Below are 20,432 nucleotides of genomic sequence, written 5' to 3' on the forward strand. Positions count from 1 at the left end.
CTCTTGGACTCACTCCCTTTTAAATAAGGTGTTTTGTCCTGAGTCGAGTCACCGGCAAATGGAAAATAAGCGGAAGTTTTCCGGTTAAATGCAGAATGATGCTTGTTTTGGGGTAAATAAGGGAAGGTATTCCGATTATGCAAAGCAAAAGCTCCCTTTTTCGTATTTTTTGTGGCAATAGGCGGAATCTCTCCGTCTATTTAAGCCTTTTTTAATAATAATTACTAAATAAGCGAAATTTTTCCGTCTATTTTTCAACTTAGGTACTTTGCCTTCTCCCTCTACCGATAAGTACGAACCTTCAATACTCAAAACGGCATTACGAATGACAGAAGACTTGACATGATTGCTATGCCAAAGGTCAAAATCCATCACGCATCTCACCACAAAATTATATTTTTCAATATGTGTTCTCAAATGTTCTGCAATTTTTGGGTCATCCTCAACAATCATAATTTTTTGCATCATTATTCACTCCTTGTATCAGATACCATTATGGCACAATAGGCTTAAAGTCAGCCATATTTATCTCGTTACTGTCCATTAGCAAATTCAATAATAATAAAAAACCAACACTATCCCTCTTTCTTCCGCCTTACTTTATGCAAGAAAAAAGGTCAGTACGTATTATAACGAAATGTGACTTCGTTATAATACGCCTAACCTTTTCATCCGATACTTATTGGAGCATACTATTCGATCTTTTACTTTAAATGATCCTCTACATATTTTTTTGCATCATCTTGTAGTTTCTTATATTGAATAGCTTCTTCTTCGTAATAAGTCTTTTCTCCAACCTCGAAGCTTTCAATTGCATCCCAATCTATAGATACCACTGCATGAAAAACATAAGTGGCATTTCCAATTAAATCAATTCGATATTGATTATCTTGATGATGAACATAACAACGAACTTTTCCACCATTATTATATACATCAACATAGCGATTTTCTTCGTTATAACCATTTAATATGGATACAAGAGTTGATGCACTCATAGCGGTTCCACATGCATTAGTGAAGCCAACTCCTCTTTCATATGTTCGAACATAAATACTACCTTTTTCTAATATCGAAACAAAGCTAACATTAACTCCGTCTGGAAAATATTCATTTGCACCATTCACATATTTACTTAATATTTCTTGTACATTAGAATCAAGAACATCCTTATTCACAATGGTAATTAAATGCGGATTTGGTACTGCTAAAGCAGTAAATAGCAAATCTTCATGCAGTCCTGGAATTTTCTCATTCAGTAGTGTATCTGTTTCTACATACAATGGAAGATCTTTAGTTTGAAAGGAAACGGGTGATATTTCTACCAAATAGGTAGGAATATTAGGATAAATTTCTGCTTCATTTTTCACTTCTAAATTAGCTTTCATCGTTTCAATCAAAGCCTCTTCCACTTGAAGCAATTCACATACATAACGAGCAACACAACGAATGCCATTTCCACACATAGATGCCTCTGATCCATCTGCGTTAAACACTCTCATTCTTGCATCAGCTACTTGACTTGGCATTACATAAAGGATTCCATCTGCACCTAAGGAAGATGTTCTGTTGCATAGTGCTTTAGCTAATTCTGCTCTTTCTTCTTCTGAAAATTGATAAGCATCTGAAATCTCATCTATAATTAAAAAATCATTTCCACTACCATGACATTTTGTAATTTTAATATTCATTTTCCCAATTCCTCCAAGATAATTTCAATCTTCTTTCATTTTACTGTTCCTGTTCCTAACCTGCAATCAATTCTTACTATTATAAAAAATGAATAATAACAAAAAAGCCTTAACAACTTTTTAGTAATGTCGTTAAGGCTTCATATAAATGGTCACCCTGATGCTTCCATCTAAATACCGTTAGCTGCTAATAGGGGGAAAATTCATTTTTTTCTATAGGCTGTTTTCTAAAAGATTGTTGCTATCTCAATAGAAAAAATCAATTAATGAGGATATCTGAGCAGCCTGAATACACGTAGACTCCCTCCGGAAAAGTTGATATACCAACGTTTGTAGTTGATTATTTGTGAAATAAAAAATTTTTTTTAAACTTATTTCAGACTTATCACAGGTGGTTTTGCCCATTATTTTAAATAACTGGAAAATAAGAGGACGCTACGCTAGAGTCAATAGGAATTAATTAACAAATGTACATTATTCGATGCACTTTGGTCTCTACTATTCTTATGAGAACGTACCCTCCCATGTCTCTTAGCGTCGCGCGCTTACATTCCTTCGTTTGGTCTCATCATAAGGTAGAGGCTGGCATTCTGCTCCTGTATGGACTCTAAGTCGTATGTCTTTTTATAAGCCAGCTATTGTGTCATCTTGTGAATAACTGTTTAATTAAGCTCTACCTTGGATAAGTTTGGGTTGGAGTACGGAAAGATCCTTTCTCATCCGTTCTCCATCAAATAAAACTTTATGGTGACTTAACCCATGAAAAACTTTCAATAGTTTACTACAGAGTATAACAAGTGCCTCTTTTTTCTTTAGTGGATTATTTGTCCTAGTAATATAATATTGATATAAATCGTGAAAGACCTTATTGTTTCGGATTAAAGGTAGTACTGCCCGATAGAGAAGAGATCGTAGCTTTCTTCTTCCTCGCTTTGAAAGACTTTTTCGACCAATATACTCTCCAGAAGAATTATCTCGTAATGTTAATCCCGCTAATTTTATGAGCTGGCGTGGATGTTGATAGTTCTGGAGAGATCCTACTTCTGACAGTAAATCAATCACTGTCTCTTCCCCAATACCTGGAACCGATAAGAGATAGTGGAATTCTGCTAGGTTTTCCACCATTTCTTTTAACTCTTGATTCACTATTTCTAACTGATTTGTATATAGTTCATATTTTTGTATCAACATAACAATTTCCATTCGTGCCATTTCAACGCCTTCTTTTAAGCCGATGGATTGTTCTGCAGCCTTTATTAACTTGGCTATTTTGGGTCTTGCTGGATAGGCAAGATGTTCTTTATCTCGGTAGAAAGTGATCAACTCTTCTACTTCCCGTCCTACTAAGTCTACTGGTAAAGGCGTCTGTTTTAACACCGCACAGGCATTCTTTCCTAACTCTTTAAAAGCAGTATGAAATTCAGGGAAATACCGGTCTGTCCATCGAATGATCTGGTTTTTTACTTTCGCTATTTCTTTCTTCACACTCCCCCGAATAGAAGATCCTTGTCTAAGTTCTGCTTCTATTCCTTCCAGCTTGCGAATGTGACTAAAATAGCCGTTTGTGATTAATTTGGCAATAACTCTCGCATCTTTCTTATCATTCTTAGTTTGGAGATTGTCATCCAATTCCTTCGATCGTTTTACATGTAAGGGATTGACAATGACGTAACGAATGCCTTTGGAGGCAAGAAATGCAGCGAGATTCATCCAATAATGACCAGTAGGTTCAAAACCAATCAAAAGATCCTTTTTTTGATGTTTTTTCAACAATTGATGTAAGTGAATATAAAATTGTTGAAAGCCTTGATTAGACTGTTGGACGGAGAATGATTTACTTAATTCCCGTCCTCTATCATCCACTGCACAAGCATAATGAGTTCTTTTGGCTATATCAATGCCCAAGATAAGAGTAGAATTAGTGACTTGATTTATTCGTTGATTACGATTATTATTCATAGTAGATTCTCCTTGATGCGTATTGATTGGCGTTGATACATGCATCATATCGGAGGATCTTTTTTTATGCAAGCCCCTAAAACTAACCTCACAGGAATGCTCCTGTGGGATTAGCGAGACAGCCTGAGACCCTGCAGGCGGAAGCAGACCGCGGCTCAGCGCGAGCCCCACGGAAAGCGGAGTGTATTCAGGCTGCGGCTCATAGCAACAAACTTTACGAAAACAGCCTTTCTATAAAAAGCTTGAACTTAATTAAGAGGATATATCAACATTATAAATAATCATCATCCAAAAGCTTCTTTGCCCACGAAATGGATTCTGCATATACTTTAAATAATTCTTTTTCCGGAATATTTAAGTCTTTACAACCATGACCAATACTTGTCCAGTCAGCCGTTTCCGCAGCAATTACCAATTGAAGCACATCTCGTTGGATATTTTTCTCTCCTGATAATGCTTGAACAATCGTTTCATCTAATGGTAAATCGGAAAGAATCTCTTTCCTCTCTCTATTCATAATAGTATCCATAAGAGAAAACATTCCTGTTAAAAAAAAACTGCCATATTCCAATCTTCCTGGAATTAGCTTTGCTACCGATTCACACATTTTGGAACGGATTAAACAATTATGCATAACTTCAAAAGAGATACCATTCTTCCAATTATTTTCACGAATAGTTAGGATGTAAATCCATTTTTGAAGCTCTATAAGCCCAATATAAATAATGGCATGTTTAATACTAGTCACTTTTTGTTTCATCCCATAACCTAGTGTATTTATTAATTTTAATAGTTTATAGGACAAGGATATATCCTGTTCAATTAATTTTGATATACGATCAATATTTGGACTTTCATCATTCAACAGTTCCAATATTTTGAAATACGTATGAATATAAATTGGCACATCATGAGAAGTCATAATCAACGGTCTTGAAAAATAGTAGCCTTGAAAATAATGATAGCCACTGTTTTTAGCTTGTTCATAATCCTCTCTCGTTTCAAGTTTTTCAGCAATCAATTCAATTTCATGTTTTTTTGCCAACGTTTCCAATTCTGTCCGTAGCTCCATTGTCGTTTGCTGGAAATCGACTTTAATCATATCTGCTAGTAGTAATAACGAGTAGGAGTATCGATTGCTTTTGTCAAAAATAAAATCATCTAAGGCTAATTTATAGCCTAATTGTTTAAGTTCTAAACAAATATCGATTATTTTTTGACTAGGGATAACTGTTTCTAGAATTTCTATTACAATATCCCTTGGTTGAAAATATGTAGGTAGCCTTAATTCTAATAAATTTTCTGTAAAATTAATGAAACAAGGCTTTCCATCTGACAGTTTATCCATTCCAATATTAAAGAAACTATTAATAAGGACGTCCGTAGTCGCCTGATCACCATTCACATTTGGAAATGAATTGATATTATTCTGTCTATAAAGTAATTCATATCCATAAACTTCTTCCATTCGATTAAATAGTGGCTGTCTCGCCACAAAAACTTCCATTCCTTTACCTCCGTCAATCTATTTATTGTCATTTTAATAAATTTACAAGCAGAAGGTTGTCGAACCTTGAGTGTTAGATAACAAATTTTATCGATTTAATTGTCTTATTTTGATTTATTTTAGGGGTATCTAAGTTGCAGTTTATAAATGATGATAAGAACCATCCTTTATGATGGCTTTTAGTATGTATACTAACAAGCCATCATAAAGAAGAAATACCTTCTAACATAAAGGATGGAACTTTGTCTTTGATTAATGTGTATATTGAAGAACAAAATTAATCAAAAACAGTGAGGATATAAAATACAAAGGTAGTGAAACTTCTTTCGCTTTACCTAATGCTATTTTCAAAATTGGGTAAAGAATAAATCCTATTGCCATCCCATCAGCGATACTGTAGGTAAATGGAATCATGGCGATAATAAAGAAACTCGGAAAACTTTCACTTAAATCCTTTAAATCCAGGTTACGGATATTTTGTAGCATTAATCCTCCAATAATAATTAAAATCGGCGCTATAGCACTGTCTGAAATTAACTTAATGACAGGGATAATAAACGCAGAACAAAGAAATAAAATTCCTGTTGTTACCGCTGTCAACCCAGTTCTTCCACCTGCAGTCATACTTGCAGAGCTTTCCACTGTTGCTACAGTTGGACTTGTGCCAAAAAAACTGGAAAGAAATACAGAAATAGAATTAGCTCGAAAAGCTTTTGTAAAACGTTCTGGTCTATTAATATTTTGCACATGATTATTTACCAGTCCAATATTCTCAAAAACAAGCACCATTGTTAGAGAAAATACAGCAATCCAGAATGGAATCGTTAGTAGTTTATCAAAAGACATATGGCCAAACACATTTAAATACTCTTCAACATGAATAGCTTGACTATTTCCGCCACTAAAATCAATTAAGCCAAATCCCCAAGCAATGAGTGTCCCAACAATAATCGTAATAAGGAAGTTTCCTTTCACATTTCTTAAAAATAAAACAATACTTATTAAAAATGTGATTACCGTTGCTAATACATGTAAATCATTAAAAGACCCCAATGCAATAATGGAATTTGTTCCTCTTTCTACAATCCCGCCTTTTTCCAAACCAATTAACATTAGAAATAGACCTAATCCAACCGTAATCGATTCTTTTAAAGAAACGGGGATGGAGTCACTCACAATCTTAGCTAGTTTCGTAAAGGCAACAATCATAAACAGAATGCCTGAGACAAATACTACTGCCAAAGCTTCTTGCCAAGTCAAATCCATTGATTTTACAATCGTATAAGAAAATAAAGCATTTATGCCCATACCAGGAACAAGCAAAACTGGGACATTTCCGTAAAACCCCATTAAAAAACAACCTACAACAGAAGTAAGAATGGTTGCAATTATTGCAGCTTCTAACGGAATTCCTGCTTCTGCCAAAATTAACGAATTTACTACCACAATGTATACGACTGTGAAAAATCCAATAATCCCTGCCAGTACTTCCCTTTTAATGGTTGTTTGGCTTTCCTTTAGCTGAAAAAATGAAAAAATATAATCTTTCATCTGAAATACCTATTTAGTTATAGCCCTCTCCCTACCCGCTTCCCCTAAACACAAGAAAATCCTGTCAGAAATTGACATGACTTTTATCATTTACTAGGGTAGCCACAAGAATTTATGATAGCAGATTACCATTACTTTGCCAATATTTTTTAGGATAAAATACTTACTTTTTCCTACTTTTCTCTTTTTGTTATTCTATTTCATAGTAAATTATTCTTATACGGCAATTTGTTTCAAGTAAGTGAAACTTTTTCCATCCTCCATACGTCCATTTGAGAAATTAATGATTTGTATAAGCAAATATTTTTGTCAGTAAAGCATAAAGATGAATTACTTCTTTATCAGACGCATGATGATCAATTGTCAATAAAGGTAAATTGGGATCCATAAAACGCTTTGACCATTCTTTTGGCATCCACCCTTTTCTCAAATGTGCTATAACATATCCATCTTTCTTCTTAAAATGATATTCCATTTGTCCAAAGCTTTTTTTCATCACAATAGAATGATCACCATATAAAAAAGTCCTTAATGAACTTCTTCTTGTTTTCTGTTCTATTATTTTACTAATTATTTTTTTATCCTTATTTTTTATCTCTATCTTTTTTCTTTTTATCGTAAAAGTATATTGAAGCTCGTCGTTTGTGTTATAAAACCCATATGATTTTGTATGAAATCGATCAAAGATAAATGGAAGATACCAGCGAACTACCGAAAATCTTTCGTCTTTAATTTCTCCAATCTCAATCCCGTCCCTATCGAAGACAATCATACGTAACGATGGTGCTGGAAGAAATGATAAAACAACTGTCTTCGTTTTTAAAATCGATTTTATTTGACCATGTTCAAGTAATGTATCCATTCTTTCAAATCTTCGTTTATGTAAGTAATACTGACTATAGCAAGTCACACTATAACATCCAAATGGCATTAAAAGTAAAAAATATGTAATACTAGAATGACTAAAAATAAACAGCACAGTGAAAAGAAACATTGGTATGCAACTAAATAAACTAGCATTTAAGGCTGAAACGGCTGTATATTTGTAATATTTTTCTATATTCATAACGAAAGCTCCTTCATTTCCATTCTTATCACAAGAAAGAATTGTGAGTTTGTGCGTATTTTAAATCTTTAGTATCTATTCTATTAATTTCCATACAAATCTATGATTAATTGGAGGAGACTTTTTTGAAAAAAATAATTTTTATTCTATTAACCTACCTACTATTTTTATTTTCTACCTATATAGTCCTTACCTATATGCAAATTAATAAGGCGGCATCTATGAGCCCACCAAATGACGTACCTTATTTGATTGTATTAGGAGCAAAGGTAAATGGAAATCAGCTTTCGAAGGCCCTTCTTTATCGAGCAGAAACAGCTTTAAACTATTGGGAAAATAACCAATCGACAATAATAGTGGTAACAGGAGGACAAGGGAAAGGTGAGGATATGACAGAAGCATCTGCCTTAATGCATTATTTTATGGAGAACGGAGTCCCAGAAGATCGTATTCTTATAGAGGATCAATCCATAAGCACCTATGAAAACTTACTATTTACAAAGGAGCTATTTTCCGTTAAGGAAGCGGTTATCGTGAGTAATGATTTCCATTTATATAGAGCAATAGAAATGGCAAGAACACTTAAAATAACAGCATATCCCCTAGCTGCAAATACACCAAAATCAGTAAAGTTCGTATTATATTTAAGGGAATATGCTGCTATTCTTAAAATGCATGTAACACTATAGTCAAATGGACTATTTAATAAAACGAATTGTTAATGGAATATGGTACTCTAGTCCTTCATAGGATTTTATTGCTGCGATAATTGTAAATACAAAAGCCATTATACCAATAATAGGTAAAATAACCATTCCTATAATGATAAATACAAGAATCCAGGCAATAAAGGAATAAATCGCATAAGAAATTAAGAAATTGAAATATTCTTTCCCATGATAATTAACAAAAGGAGAATCCTTTTTCACGAGCCAAATAATTAATGGTCCGATAAAAGTAGTAAAGAAACTAGATACGTAAATCAACATTGCAAAAATTCTATCATCTGTTGATGATACATCTTTTTTGAAATCCATTAGAAACCTCCAAATAGTAATAATAATTGCTATATTATTATATACGATTGATTAAATGAAATGTTTCATTTTCATTTAATATTTGTCCGATTATGTAAAATATGCTTTCTTACTAAAATAACTATTTATTTTCCTTTTTCTTTACAATTGTTCATAAATTTTTTACATTTTGTTTGTATTTTCCTATTTTCAATTTCAACGTAATTTTGTATGATATAGAAAAGTAATTTGTTATCATGAGATAATAATAAAAGATGGGAAGGCAAATGGTGCGCCACCGTATTGGTTCTAGTGGGTTCGATTCCCACCCCGAAATTTTTTTTCAAATGGATTAAAAATTTCGAGGGTGGACTTTTCTTTGTCTGGAGTTAATTCTGCCCTCAAATATGGAGGGATTATTATGTTAAAGAAAAGAGATCTTGAGGAATGCCAAGCATTATATCCTTTAATGACGCATCCTGATGTCTTTCCATTTGTTCGTCAGAAACCTAATTCTTATGAAGAATACCTCTTTCTAACCAAACAAACAATGGAAGCAGAAGAAAGAGGAGAGCTAATTTCAAGAACTATATTGGATGAATGGCAAAATCCGATTGGTACAATTAGTTTATATGATCTTAATGAAAATATTGGTTTTCTTGGTACATGGTTAGGGAAACCCTATCATGGAAAAGGATATAATAAATTAGCAAAGGAACTATTCTTTTCGGAAGCGTTCTTTGAACTAAATATTGATAGCATATTAATGCGAATTAGAAGCAATAATACCCGTTCACTAAAAGCTGCTGAAAAGCTTCCTTATGCCATTTCTGCCAATGAAACAAGGAGTAACCTTTTACAAGCATTAAATAGTACTGGTATTACTTATCAACTATTTGAAATTCCTAAAGATTTATTTACTCTTTATACTTTACGTCAAACTAATGAAGAGAGTACAAATGATCTCAGAGAGGCGTAAATACATTAGCCAACTTCCAATAACCTAATAAGATCAGTGATAGCAAATATCTATCCACTGATCTTATTTCATTTTTTGCTTATTTTGCTCTGTATATCTTTCATTCTGTGTGAATACTAAAAAAAAGAACCTTTAAGCATATACCTTAAAGATCCTTCGTCTGTTTAAAATTTATTACTTATTCTTCCTATAGTGTTGATAATTCTTATTCCCACCAGATAAATTATAGATGTCGGTGAATCCCAAATTGCGTAAAACATTTTGTGCGGCATTTCCTGTCACACCACTATTACAATACGTTATGGTAGGTAAGTTCGGATTAATTTCCTTCGATTTTTCACGCAACTCTCCAAGAGGTATGTTAATGGCACTTTCCACACATGAAACTTGATATTGTTTTGTAGCACGTGTATCAATGACCTGAATTTCTTCCCCTTTTTCCATTCTATCAGTTAACTCACTAGGTGTAATTAATTTATTTTTCTTCTCAATAGCATTCTGTAGCGCCATTCCAGTATACATAACCGGATCTTTTGTTGTACTAAATGGTGGTGCATAAGCAAGATCAAGATGAAATAAATCTTCCGCTTTCGCTTTAAATGTAATTGCTGTTACAAAAACATCAATTCGCTTATCCACCCCTTCTTGTCCAACTATTTGTACACCTAATATTCTACCTGTTTTTCTATCTGCAATTGCCTTAATGATCAATTCTTTTCCACCAAGATACTCTGCTCTAGCAGGCTTGATATTATGTAATATTTCAATATCATATCCTTCTTCCAATGCTTCCGTTTCATTCATACCAGTTTGTCCAACAGCTAAGTCAAAAACGCGAAGAATACCTGTGCCTAAAATGCCTCGATGTTCTAATGTTCCACCTGTTATTACATCTCCAGCTATCCTTCCCATTTTATTGGCCGTACTACCTAATGGACGATATAGTGGTTTCCCCGTTATTAAGGAATAACTTTCTGCAACATCTCCTACAGCATATACATCTGGTATATTCGTTTGCATTTTACTATTTACAACGATAGCGCCTGATTGACCAATATTCACGCCCATTTTCTTTGCTAATTGGGTATTAGGACGGACACCTATTGCTAAAATGACCATATCTGTTTTCATTACTCTTCCTGATTTTGTGTATATTTCCTTTTCATTTATAGCAGATACTTCCTCGTTTAAAACGAGATTTACCCCTTTTTTTACTAGGTGCTCCTCTACACGTGAAGCTATATCTTTATCTAGATGGGACATAACTTGATTACTTCTTTGTACTAACGTTACATCTAATCCTCTAATTTTAAGCTGCTCTGCCATTTCTAAGCCTATATATCCTGCCCCAATAATCGTTACTTTTTTCGGCTGCATCTGTTTTATAAATTGATCAATAGCTGCTGTATTTTGAATGGTTCGAACTTGAAAAACATGTTTTTTCTCTACCCCATTAATTGCAGGAGTAATTGGTGATGCCCCAGTCGCAAATACTAATACATCATAGTCATCCTCTTTTACTTCATTTGTTTCTAAGTTTTTCACTTGTATTTTTTTTTGATCTGCATCGATTGTGGTCACTTCATGTCGGATAAAAATATCTACATTATATCTTTTTTTAAACCAAGCTGGATTTCTTGGTGTTAACGTTTCTAATTCCTCAATTTCTCCACCTAAGAAATAAGGAATACCACAAACAGAATAGGATATATCATAATCAGCATTATAAAGGGTGATATCCGCATTTTCGTCATTTCTACGTGCTTTTGCTGCTACTGATGTACCGGCTGCTACAGAGCCAATAATGATAATTTTCATGTTATCCTCCTAGGACAATAAATTGATTTATCTCTTTAAATCTCTTTTATTATGAAAAATAATAACTTGCCTCCCTAGGATAGGAAAGAAAGCCACAAATATAAGCCAATTAAAGTAATGAAAAGGGTAGGAATAGTTAAGATAATTCCTGTTTTAAAATAGGTTCCCCATGAAATCTTCACACCCTTTTGAGATAGTACATGAAGCCATAATAAAGTTGCTAATGAACCGATCGGTGTAATTTTAGGTCCTAAATCAGAGCCAATTATATTAGCATATATTAACCCTTCTTTTATTATTCCTGTTGCATTTGTATCTGCTATTGCTAGAGCATCGATAAGAACGGTTGGCATATTATTCATAATGGAAGATATAATAGCAGCAAGGAATCCCATTCCCAAAGTCGCAACAAACAATCCCTGATCTGCCGCTCCTTGTATAACAGTTGAAAGCAGACTAGTTAATCCAACATTACGAAGACTATAGATGACAACATACATTCCAATTGAAAAGAAAACGATTGCCCATGGTGCTCCCTTCATGACATTCTTAATAGATACTGCTTGACTTCTTCTTGCAAAAATAAGAAAAATGATTGCGATAATCCCTGCAACAAACGATACAGGAATGGCTAAAAATTCACTACCAAAATAACCAATAAGTAAGACGGTTAAGATTATCCAAGAAATGCGGAACATTTTTTGATCTTTAATCGCTTCTACTGGAGCCCTTAAATGGCTTAAATCATACGTCTTTGGAATTCTCTTACGGAAGTATAGATATAACACAAAGATACTTGCTATTAAAGAGAACATATTAGGAATTATCATTCTTGATGCGTATTCAACAAATCCTATCCCAAAGAAGTCAGCCGAAACAATATTAACTAAATTACTTACTACTAAAGGCAAGGATGTGGTATCCGCAATAAATCCACTTGCCATGATAAATGGAAAAACCATTTTTTCTTCAAGCTTTAATGCACGTACCATTGCTAAAACGATTGGTGTCAAAATAAGCGCGGCCCCATCATTTGCAAAAAGTGCTGCAACGATTGCTCCTAATAGAGAAACATATATAAACATTTTAAGCCCGTTGCCATTCGCAACTCGAGCCATATGAAGTGCGGCCCATTCAAAAAATCCAATTTCATCTAATATTAATGAGATTATTATAATGGCGATGAATGCAAGTGTAGCATTCCAAACAATCCCAGTTACATCTACAACATCATTAAAATCAACTACACCTACCAGTAATGCTAATATTGCTCCCCCACAAGCAGACCATCCTATGGAAAGGTTTTTCGGCTGCCAAATAACCAAAGTTAATGTTAATAAAAAAATAATAATTGCCAAAATTGTATGTAGCAAATTGTAAACCTCCATTAATCACAGATAATTCTAAATCCTCTTTCGTCTAATCCATCGATTTTTTCACGCTGACTTGGAATGCGCTTCAATAGATCTTTTATTATTTCGTAATAGTCACTTTCATTATTTAATGAATAAAAAACCCACTGACCTTTCTTTTGTTCTTTTACAATTCCCAAATCTCTCATTTTACGAAGATGCTGACTGATTGCTGGTTGTGACATATTAAAAATTTCTACAAATTCACATACACAGCATTCTTGTTCAGACAGTAAGCTTACGATAGCAAGTCTTGTTTTATCACCTAATAGTTTTAAAGCACTTGCTACGTCTATTAAAGATAGTTCTTTTAAAGATTGGTCTTTTTCACTCATTTTTATCCTCCTCTCTATACATTTTCCATTACATAAGCAAATAATTATATTCTTATATATTATCAGTGAGAAAAAGTTACTGTCAATGAAATTACACTTTTTCTTCCTAATAAATATATCTTACTTTACATGCAATTTATAAATACTCTTGTATAAACCACTTTTTTGCAAATAATTTAGAAGTTTCCGTTTCTATCTTTTCCTTCATTCTCTCTATCTATGGTATAATACGAAACGTTATTGTGAAGAAAGAGGACAAATAGATGAAACAAACAAATTCAATAAATCAAAAGTTATCACAAATGATTGTTATCTTAATGCCTGTTCTTGTTACACAGGTCGGAATTTTTGCATTAAGCTTTTTTGATACGACTATGTCTGGACATTATAGTCCCGTTGACTTAGCAGGGGTTGCTGTCGGTAGTTCCTTATGGACACCCATCTATACCGGACTAAGTGGGATCCTTCTCGCTTTACCTCCCATCGTGTCACAATTAATGGGGAGAAATGAACAAAAAGTGGTACGGTTTTCTGTTATCCAAGCAGCATATCTATCATTTAGTATGGCTGTCTCATTATTAATTATTGGCTATTTCTTTTTAGATTCTATTTTAGCAAGCCTTGGCTTAGAAAAAGCGGTATTTGAAGTTTCCTACCATTACTTAGTGGCTTTAAGTACTGGGATTATTCCTATCTTCTTATACTTTGTTCTTCGTTCTTTCATAGATTCCCTTGGCCAAACGCAGATTACTATGTTCATCACTTTAATTGCTATTCCAATAAATATTGTATTAAATTATGCACTTATTAATGGTATTTGGATATTCCCAGAGCTTGGTGGGGTAGGCACTGGCTATGCCACGAGTATCACCTATTGGTTCATGCTCTTTATTGCCGTTTTTATCGTTCATAAAAAACAGCCTTTTGAATCTTTTCAACTATTTACTCATTTTCCAAAAGTGTCCTGGAATAAATGGAAAGAAATTTTGACCATTGGGATTCCGATTGGTTTCTCTGTTTTCTTTGAAACGAGTATCTTTAGTGCCGTAACCATTCTAATGAGTAATTATGATACCAAGACAATCGCAGCACATCAATCTGCTATTAACTTTGCTTCCCTCTTGTATATGGTTCCCCTAAGTATTTCTACTGCATTAACCATCCTTGTTGGTTATGAAGTGGGTGCTAGACGCATGAAGGACGCAAAAACATATAGTTGGTTAGGCGTGGGACTCGCTGTTATCATCGCATTTATTAGTGGCATTATCCTTTTAACGTTCCGAACAAATATCGCTGAAATTTATACGAAAGATTTGGAAGTTCTTCATTTAACAGCTCACTTTCTTATATATGCGATTTTCTTTCAACTATCAGATGCCATTCAAGCACCTATCCAAGGAGCTTTACGAGGATATAAAGATGTAAATGTTACACTTCTTATGAGTTTTCTATCTTACTGGGTGATAGGTTTACCAAGCGGCTACCTTCTTGCTACGTATACTCATTTAGGGCCCTATGGCTATTGGATAGGACTCATCATAGGTCTTGCTGCCGGTGCCATTTTCTTAACAAGCCGATTAGTTCAGATTCAAAGGAAAAAATTTGTATATCCACATTATCAGGATTGATCATCGAACTGCGGCTATTATTAGCGCAGTTCTTTTTTTAATCTTTATTTTGGAAACTGATACTTAGGCAAATACACACTTTTATCATCTATGAATACAATGAAAAATAAGCATATATTTGCAAAGTGAGAAAGGATGAATTTCCAATGTTCCCATGGAATTTATTCCCTTTTAATAATGATTCAAAAAATAGAATGGATCAAATGAATCCCCAAGATATTCAAAAGTATGTACAAGAAATGATGGATAAACTTATGCCAGACTCTCTTCAAAAAATGGAGCCTGATAAAATGTTCGAGAACTTTTCAAAAGGAGCAAACTTTCGCAACGACAACATCAATCATTCTGAAAAATTCAACTATGTTGTTTTTGAAACTCATCATCACGTCTATGTAAGAATTCCTATCCTAGACAGTAGTTGGCTAGAACATATTAAAATTTTCTATACATCTAATCAATTAGTCATACAGCATATTCCGTCCTTCGAAGACAAACATACCATTACCCTTCCTGCCATTGTAAGAAAAAAAGGTTCGGCAGCCGTATACAAAGATAATATTTTAGAGATAAGGATTCAAAAGAATATTGATATTCAGTTTTCAGAGATTGATGTCACAGAAATGAATTAATTACAAAAAGGAGATTTTTATGAATTTTGATAATCTAAAAAAAATCTATCAATTTTCAGAGAGTAGCCATAAGGATGATTATTGGAAAGAAATGTTTGGATCAAATGACAAAGAGTGGTTCACTCATGCAACAAACCCCATAAAGAATAGCGATACTTTTCCAGCATGTGATTATTATATATTTGAATCCCGATATTATATCGATATAGAGTTACCTGGAATTGATGTGGACCATTTAACAGTTAAAATTAACAACCATATCCTCCATATAGAAGGATATTATCAAACCCTAATGCCTAATTGTTCTTATCTTTTAAAAGAACGACAAAACAAACATTTTCTAAAGAAGATTACTATCCCAACATATGTAGACGAAAAGACTATCAATAAAATATACAAGAATGGAATTTTACAGCTTTCCTTTTCTCGTAAAGAATAGAAAAAGGCGGGAAATGAATCATTCCCTCCTCTTTCTTTATTCTCATTTAATTTTCCAAATAAAAATCATAGGAATAACTTATCATAGCAATAAAACGGTTTGTCTTTCCCTTCAAAATAAGTAGAACCAACTTTATTATATCCATTTTTCACAAATAAGTTTTGTGCTTTATCATTTAGTGAATATGTATCGGTTTTTAAATAGAAAATATCTTGTTCTATAGCATACACTTCAGCAAATGCTAGTAAATTACTCGCGATACCCCCGCCACGAATATCAGGGTCAACAACTAATCGATGAATAACCATGTATTCCATATGGTGATAGGTCCAAGCAATATCTTCATAATTTTTGCCACCAATTTGATCAATTGTAATAGAACCAACGACTTTATCATCCATAATAGCAACAAAGAGGTTTTTATTTTCTATATCTATTCTAAAGCTATTTTCATTAGGATATTTATGAGACCATTGATCATTTCCTTCTGCTTGCATAATTACTAAAGCCTTTTTTACAATCTCCATGATTATTGGTAAATCATCTATATGTCCTTGTCTAATTTCCACTTGTAATTTCTCCTATACAATAATTTCTTCACTGAAAACCTCTCTTAGTTAGTGTGCTTTTTCTAAAAGTAGATATTCAGGAAAAATTATTATATAAATTTATACACTAAAATACCACTATTTTGTTTATCAAACAGTATTATTTCTATAATTCTCTTTATTCAGAACGATTTTCTTAGTAATTTCTACCTTTTCCCACTCCTTTTTTTAACAAAAACAACTCCATCAGAAATAATTCTGTGGAGCTACATGTTTCCTATTCTTCTTTACATAATAAGATAGAAGTTATTTACCGATAAATTGCTGTGTCCAATAGTTCCCGTTTTCCACATATCCAACGCCTATATGTGTAAATTTATCGCTTAGAATATTGGCACGATGTCCTTCACTGTTCATCCATGCATTAACTACTTCTTCAGGTGTTTTTTGCCCTTTTGCAATATTTTCACCTGCAGCATTATACGTAATACCAAATTGCTTCATCATGTCAAAAGGACTGCCATAGGTTGGGCTTGTATGATCAAAGTAATTGTTTGTACTCATGTCCTGGGACTTCACTTTAGCAACTTTACTTAATTCACTATCTAAAGTAAGTGCCTTTAAGCCATTCTTAGCTCTCTCTTTATTCGTTAATTCTACTACTTCTTTTTCAAAAGCACTAACTGTGGATGCTACCTTTTCAGAATTTTCTTTTGCAGGTTTAGCAGACTCTGCTACCGTATTATTTTGAGAAGTAGTTGTTTCAGGCTTTGATTGCACTGGTTTGTTCGTATTAACTTTTTGTTTATGTTTTCGTTTTTGCTCTTCCTGTTTTGTGTTTTCATATTGATAATCCTCTAGCAGGTTCCATACTTTATCTTTATCCACTTGATAATTAGTAGAAAAATTATTTACTATTTTATTAAATTGCTCTTCTGATAGATTATATGATTGATAGATTATTTTTGCCTTTTCTGGTTGAATTGATGCTGCTTCTGCTTTAGTTGCTAGTGGTGTTGCCATCAATAAAGTTGACGCTGCCGCTACTGAAAAAATTAGATTCTTCTTTTTCATTCTTTGTTTCCTCCTTGGTTATCCAAATCGAAAAAAGATAAGATTTGATTGTTTTCGACTTACAACAACATCATAACATAGGTTTTTTGTCATATTTTTGGATGAAATAACCAGTGATTAGATAATTAATGAAAAAGCTTGTCGGTAAAAAGAAGAAAATCAATAGATTAATAGATACATCAACAAAATTAAGTACTTCATTTATTCCATTATTCAATTGAATTATATATCCAACTATGATAATTATTTACCCAACAACCATATTTTGGTCAGAAAATCATCCTTGACATTCTTTTATTTGTCCATTGAAATTAACATTAAAGACAATGTCTTTACAAAAATGTAGTATTCATTACAGTCGAAGAACTGAATCTATTTTTCAATAATAAGTTTGAACTGACTCAGTTGATTATTTATGCTCAATCACTATATGAATAAAAAAAGACATTATTGGAAAAATAATTAAAAATACTATCTACAAAGAATGGAGTAATGATATGAATACACCGTATTGCTGCCCCAATTGCAAAACGAACCGAAGTCGCTTTAATATTATTAAACAAGTAGCTCAATCTGTTAAATTAGATCCACAAACAGGTAGCGTAATGGAGGAATATACTTCCGATACTTTATCGCCTTTCCATATGGGCTATTCTGGACCAGATTATCGAATACAATGTGCTTCTTGTGGTTTAGTGGAAGATGAAAAAACTTTCATTAAATTTGGAGAAATGAAGGGATAGGTAATTAGTGGCTCATTAGCATAGAAGGTCCATGCTTGAGCACGCTTCCTTAAAAAGAGACATCCATACTTTTAAAAAAAGTGGATGTCTCTTTTTTTGAAAGCTATTCAAAACAGAGGTTTGTCCACTATAACCTTCCATGGTTCTAGTGGAGAACTTCTTATTATTAATAGTTCTTTCTTTATTCTTCTTGTTTTCTCATTTTTTACGTAAATATTCCATTCAATTGGAAGCTTTATTTGTAATGCTTGCTCAAACTGCTGCTGGTCAAGTTGTTGTAATCGATTAATTTTAATATTCTCTATGGGTCCTAGTTCATTCGACCATTCTTGTTTCGTGGAAATATACTGTAAAACGGTTGTATCCTTTTCCTTTATCCCAGCAGTATATGCTAGAGCAATATCTGTAGGATTCATTTGTTCTAAATACTCTTTTAAATGCCCTGCTGCCTTATAAATCATCAATTTATGAGAAAAATCCATTTTATCCGTCTTATGGGTTGTGCTCCCTAAAAAATGCACACAGAAATGTCCTGGAAAGCCGTTATTTAATGACCCTGCTCCATGAGGCATACCATGCATAGACGCAGCAAACCACTGGTCGTCTAACATAATAAGAATGGCTCTTCTTCGCCAACTCCATTTTCCATCATATATTTCTTTCATTATCTTCGTATCTTCAATTGTAAGAGGTTGAACATCAGCATGCTGGCTTCCAGCTCTCCTCTGTACGTTAAATTGCTTTCCTGACTCGATATCAATAATGGTAAACTTACTGTATCTTGGAAGCATTTCATTAATGGTATTCCAATTTAACAGCTGAATATCGAAGCTCATTGGAGAGGAAATTTCTTCTTCCTCTGCTTTCACTGTACTTGCTGAAATCATTAATTGACAACATAAAACAACAAATAAGATTTTACTGTACACAAAGGACCACCCTTCATTTTTATTGAATAATGAAAGTTTGCCCCTTTTTCAATTCTGTACTCTTTCAAATTTGCTTATCGTTAATAATTACCAACTGAATTGTTAGATTTTATTTACACAATTTCAGTAAATATATTGTTTTACAATTGATTTAGCCCGTCCTCTACCTGTTTCCAATCTATGTTTTCTCCTATAAATACCATATTTAATGGCATTTTCATTTCCTCTTTCATGAACAATGGCATTCCGTATGAATACTGAAATAAATCAGGATATTTTGCTTGATGAAATTGAACGTATCCTTTTATACGGTAAATCGTATCAGGAAGCTCTCTTAAAAAGACTTCAAATTGATCTGCCGCAATCGTTTTTTTAAACGTATAAACAAATGTGTTTAAATGTAGTTTGTGAACAGACGTTTTTTGTATGTCTTCATATACTTGACTTTCCATTTCAAGTAATTTTTCAAATGGAAATTTAGAAAAGGTTGTTAATAAAGTAAAGGCATTTGGGCTAATAGCTTGAAGCTCAAAACTAATCTTTGCTTTTTCTGCTTCTGTAAGTTGATCTTCTTTATTAACAATCAGTAAACTTGCATGTCTAGCTTGCTCAATAATTAGTTGCTGTATTGGAGCATTTAATGTGAATCGCTCAAGCCACTGCTTCCCATTTATAACTGTTACAATTCCTTTAAATCGAAGACGGTCTGCGAATATGGGAGAGAGAATTCCATCTATCGTTTCTACGGGATGTGCAGCTCCTGTTGTCTCAAAATAAATTACATCTGGTTTTTCCTCTACTAATAATGTTTGAATTTGCGCTTCCACTTCATCTTGGATTGTGCAGCACACACAGCCTCCAAGTAACTCTTTTAAAGGGATACCTTCCTCTATTTCATTCGAATCAATCGACACTTTTCCTAGTTCATTCATTAATACTGCTACTTTACGACCTATTTCTTTCTCTTTTTTCAATATCTCTTTTAATAAGGTCGTTTTTCCACTTCCTAGAAAACCGGATAGTACATATATATCTGTCTGTTTCATCTTATAACTTCCTTTTATTATTTTCGTTTATAATTTTAATAGCTGATTAGAAAACCGGCTAT

General features: G+C 33.3%; 19 protein-coding genes and 1 pseudogene. 6 read left to right on the plus strand and 14 right to left on the minus strand.

What is annotated here, in order from left to right; all coding sequences use genetic code 11:
• Window positions 1-360: 360 nt before the first annotated feature.
• From NYE52_RS12695 to NYE52_RS12720, 6 genes and pseudogenes are all read right to left on the minus strand, one after another.
• A pseudogene (locus NYE52_RS12695) lies at window positions 361-465 on the minus strand (DNA-binding response regulator); the annotation flags it as partial.
• 239 nt (window positions 466-704) lie between these two features.
• Window positions 705-1,691, minus strand: coding sequence for a diaminopimelate epimerase (gene dapF, locus NYE52_RS12700; protein WP_341193398.1), 987 nt, complete (start codon window positions 1,689-1,691; stop codon window positions 705-707).
• Window positions 1,692-2,357: 666 nt separating this feature from the next.
• Window positions 2,358-3,650 (minus strand): IS110 family transposase, encoded by a 1,293-nt coding sequence (locus NYE52_RS12705; protein WP_341192715.1) that lies wholly within the window; start codon window positions 3,648-3,650, stop codon window positions 2,358-2,360.
• A 271-nt stretch (window positions 3,651-3,921) separates the two neighbouring features.
• Window positions 3,922-5,157, minus strand: a complete 1,236-nt coding sequence (locus tag NYE52_RS12710) for an EAL and HDOD domain-containing protein (RefSeq protein ID WP_341193399.1) — start codon at window positions 5,155-5,157, stop codon at window positions 3,922-3,924.
• A gap of 252 nt (window positions 5,158-5,409) precedes the next feature.
• A complete protein-coding gene (locus tag NYE52_RS12715; protein ID WP_341193400.1) occupies window positions 5,410-6,708 on the minus strand; it encodes an NCS2 family permease in 1,299 nt (432 codons plus the stop codon).
• 280 nt (window positions 6,709-6,988) lie between these two features.
• On the minus strand, window positions 6,989-7,774 hold the full coding sequence (locus tag NYE52_RS12720; protein WP_341193401.1) for a hypothetical protein: 786 nt from the start codon (window positions 7,772-7,774) through the stop codon (window positions 6,989-6,991).
• Window positions 7,775-7,899: 125 nt separating this feature from the next.
• On the opposite strand from NYE52_RS12720, the gene NYE52_RS12725 reads away from it, so the two are divergent.
• The gene (locus NYE52_RS12725; protein ID WP_341193402.1) at window positions 7,900-8,463 is read left to right on the plus strand and encodes a YdcF family protein; all 564 of its coding nucleotides are present in this window, start codon (window positions 7,900-7,902) and stop codon (window positions 8,461-8,463) included.
• 9 nt (window positions 8,464-8,472) lie between these two features.
• On the opposite strand, the gene NYE52_RS12730 is transcribed toward NYE52_RS12725, so the two are convergent.
• Window positions 8,473-8,811: a DUF4870 domain-containing protein gene (locus NYE52_RS12730; RefSeq protein ID WP_341193403.1), complete on the minus strand. Its 339-nt coding sequence runs from the start codon at window positions 8,809-8,811 to the stop codon at window positions 8,473-8,475.
• 400 nt (window positions 8,812-9,211) lie between these two features.
• Between NYE52_RS12730 and NYE52_RS12735 the strand changes: the two genes are divergently transcribed.
• Window positions 9,212-9,769, plus strand: a complete 558-nt coding sequence (locus tag NYE52_RS12735) for a GNAT family N-acetyltransferase (RefSeq protein WP_341193404.1) — start codon at window positions 9,212-9,214, stop codon at window positions 9,767-9,769.
• Window positions 9,770-9,943: 174 nt separating this feature from the next.
• Here the strand turns inward: NYE52_RS12735 and NYE52_RS12740 are convergent, their stop codons facing one another.
• The 3 genes from NYE52_RS12740 to NYE52_RS12750 all read right to left on the minus strand — a co-directional run bounded on the left by NYE52_RS12740 (window position 9,944) and on the right by NYE52_RS12750 (window position 13,334).
• Entirely contained in the window at window positions 9,944-11,587 is a 1,644-nt protein-coding gene (locus NYE52_RS12740; RefSeq protein WP_341193405.1) for an FAD-dependent oxidoreductase, read from the minus strand.
• A gap of 74 nt (window positions 11,588-11,661) precedes the next feature.
• Window positions 11,662-12,960, minus strand: coding sequence for an arsenic transporter (locus NYE52_RS12745; protein WP_341193406.1), 1,299 nt, complete (start codon window positions 12,958-12,960; stop codon window positions 11,662-11,664).
• Window positions 12,961-12,974: 14 nt separating this feature from the next.
• Window positions 12,975-13,334, minus strand: coding sequence for an ArsR/SmtB family transcription factor (locus tag NYE52_RS12750; protein ID WP_341193407.1), 360 nt, complete (start codon window positions 13,332-13,334; stop codon window positions 12,975-12,977).
• A 263-nt stretch (window positions 13,335-13,597) separates the two neighbouring features.
• Between NYE52_RS12750 and NYE52_RS12755 the strand changes: the two genes are divergently transcribed.
• From NYE52_RS12755 to NYE52_RS12765, 3 genes are all read left to right on the plus strand, one after another.
• Window positions 13,598-14,962: an MATE family efflux transporter gene (locus NYE52_RS12755; RefSeq protein WP_341193408.1), complete on the plus strand. Its 1,365-nt coding sequence runs from the start codon at window positions 13,598-13,600 to the stop codon at window positions 14,960-14,962.
• A 146-nt stretch (window positions 14,963-15,108) separates the two neighbouring features.
• On the plus strand, window positions 15,109-15,591 hold the full coding sequence (locus NYE52_RS12760) for an Hsp20/alpha crystallin family protein (RefSeq protein WP_341193409.1): 483 nt from the start codon (window positions 15,109-15,111) through the stop codon (window positions 15,589-15,591).
• A gap of 19 nt (window positions 15,592-15,610) precedes the next feature.
• Window positions 15,611-16,030 carry an Hsp20/alpha crystallin family protein gene (locus NYE52_RS12765; protein ID WP_341193410.1) on the plus strand — a complete coding sequence of 140 codons (420 nt, stop codon included), beginning with the start codon at window positions 15,611-15,613 and terminating at the stop codon, window positions 16,028-16,030.
• Between the two features lie 65 nt (window positions 16,031-16,095).
• On the opposite strand, the gene NYE52_RS12770 is transcribed toward NYE52_RS12765, so the two are convergent.
• Entirely contained in the window at window positions 16,096-16,599 is a 504-nt protein-coding gene (locus tag NYE52_RS12770) for a GNAT family N-acetyltransferase (RefSeq protein WP_341193411.1), read from the minus strand.
• 285 nt (window positions 16,600-16,884) lie between these two features.
• Window positions 16,885-17,652 (minus strand): CAP domain-containing protein, encoded by a 768-nt coding sequence (locus tag NYE52_RS12775; protein WP_341193412.1) that lies wholly within the window; start codon window positions 17,650-17,652, stop codon window positions 16,885-16,887.
• A gap of 497 nt (window positions 17,653-18,149) precedes the next feature.
• Here NYE52_RS12775 and NYE52_RS12780 point away from each other — a divergent pair, with 497 nt between their 5' ends.
• Window positions 18,150-18,395, plus strand: a complete 246-nt coding sequence (locus NYE52_RS12780; RefSeq protein ID WP_341193413.1) for a DNA alkylation repair protein — start codon at window positions 18,150-18,152, stop codon at window positions 18,393-18,395.
• Window positions 18,396-18,502: 107 nt separating this feature from the next.
• Here NYE52_RS12780 and NYE52_RS12785 read toward each other — a convergent pair whose 3' ends face one another.
• The gene (locus NYE52_RS12785; protein WP_341193414.1) at window positions 18,503-19,324 is read right to left on the minus strand and encodes a hypothetical protein; all 822 of its coding nucleotides are present in this window, start codon (window positions 19,322-19,324) and stop codon (window positions 18,503-18,505) included.
• A gap of 140 nt (window positions 19,325-19,464) precedes the next feature.
• Window positions 19,465-20,370, minus strand: a complete 906-nt coding sequence (locus tag NYE52_RS12790; protein WP_341193415.1) for a CobW family GTP-binding protein — start codon at window positions 20,368-20,370, stop codon at window positions 19,465-19,467.
• Window positions 20,371-20,432 lie beyond the last annotated feature (62 nt).

This window comes from Niallia sp. FSL W8-0635 (assembly GCF_038007965.1).
Lineage (GTDB): Bacteria > Bacillota > Bacilli > Bacillales > Cytobacillaceae > Niallia.

Excerpts from the sequence above, each read along its gene's own strand:
- dapF (WP_341193398.1), bottom strand. The coding sequence starts at position 1,691 with ATGAATATTAAAATTACAAAATGTCATGGTAGTGGAAATGATTTTTTA.
- NYE52_RS12705 (WP_341192715.1), bottom strand. The coding sequence starts at position 3,650 with ATGAATAATAATCGTAATCAACGAATAAATCAAGTCACTAATTCTACT.
- NYE52_RS12710 (WP_341193399.1), bottom strand. The coding sequence starts at position 5,157 with ATGGAAGTTTTTGTGGCGAGACAGCCACTATTTAATCGAATGGAAGAA.
- NYE52_RS12715 (WP_341193400.1), bottom strand. The coding sequence starts at position 6,708 with ATGAAAGATTATATTTTTTCATTTTTTCAGCTAAAGGAAAGCCAAACA.
- NYE52_RS12720 (WP_341193401.1), bottom strand. The coding sequence starts at position 7,774 with ATGAATATAGAAAAATATTACAAATATACAGCCGTTTCAGCCTTAAAT.
- NYE52_RS12730 (WP_341193403.1), bottom strand. The coding sequence starts at position 8,811 with ATGGATTTCAAAAAAGATGTATCATCAACAGATGATAGAATTTTTGCA.
- NYE52_RS12735 (WP_341193404.1), top strand. The coding sequence starts at position 9,212 with ATGTTAAAGAAAAGAGATCTTGAGGAATGCCAAGCATTATATCCTTTA.
- NYE52_RS12740 (WP_341193405.1), bottom strand. The coding sequence starts at position 11,587 with ATGAAAATTATCATTATTGGCTCTGTAGCAGCCGGTACATCAGTAGCA.
- NYE52_RS12750 (WP_341193407.1), bottom strand. The coding sequence starts at position 13,334 with ATGAGTGAAAAAGACCAATCTTTAAAAGAACTATCTTTAATAGACGTA.
- NYE52_RS12755 (WP_341193408.1), top strand. The coding sequence starts at position 13,598 with ATGAAACAAACAAATTCAATAAATCAAAAGTTATCACAAATGATTGTT.
- NYE52_RS12760 (WP_341193409.1), top strand. The coding sequence starts at position 15,109 with ATGTTCCCATGGAATTTATTCCCTTTTAATAATGATTCAAAAAATAGA.
- NYE52_RS12765 (WP_341193410.1), top strand. The coding sequence starts at position 15,611 with ATGAATTTTGATAATCTAAAAAAAATCTATCAATTTTCAGAGAGTAGC.
- NYE52_RS12775 (WP_341193412.1), bottom strand. The coding sequence starts at position 17,652 with ATGAAAAAGAAGAATCTAATTTTTTCAGTAGCGGCAGCGTCAACTTTA.
- NYE52_RS12780 (WP_341193413.1), top strand. The coding sequence starts at position 18,150 with ATGAATACACCGTATTGCTGCCCCAATTGCAAAACGAACCGAAGTCGC.
- NYE52_RS12790 (WP_341193415.1), bottom strand. The coding sequence starts at position 20,370 with ATGAAACAGACAGATATATATGTACTATCCGGTTTTCTAGGAAGTGGA.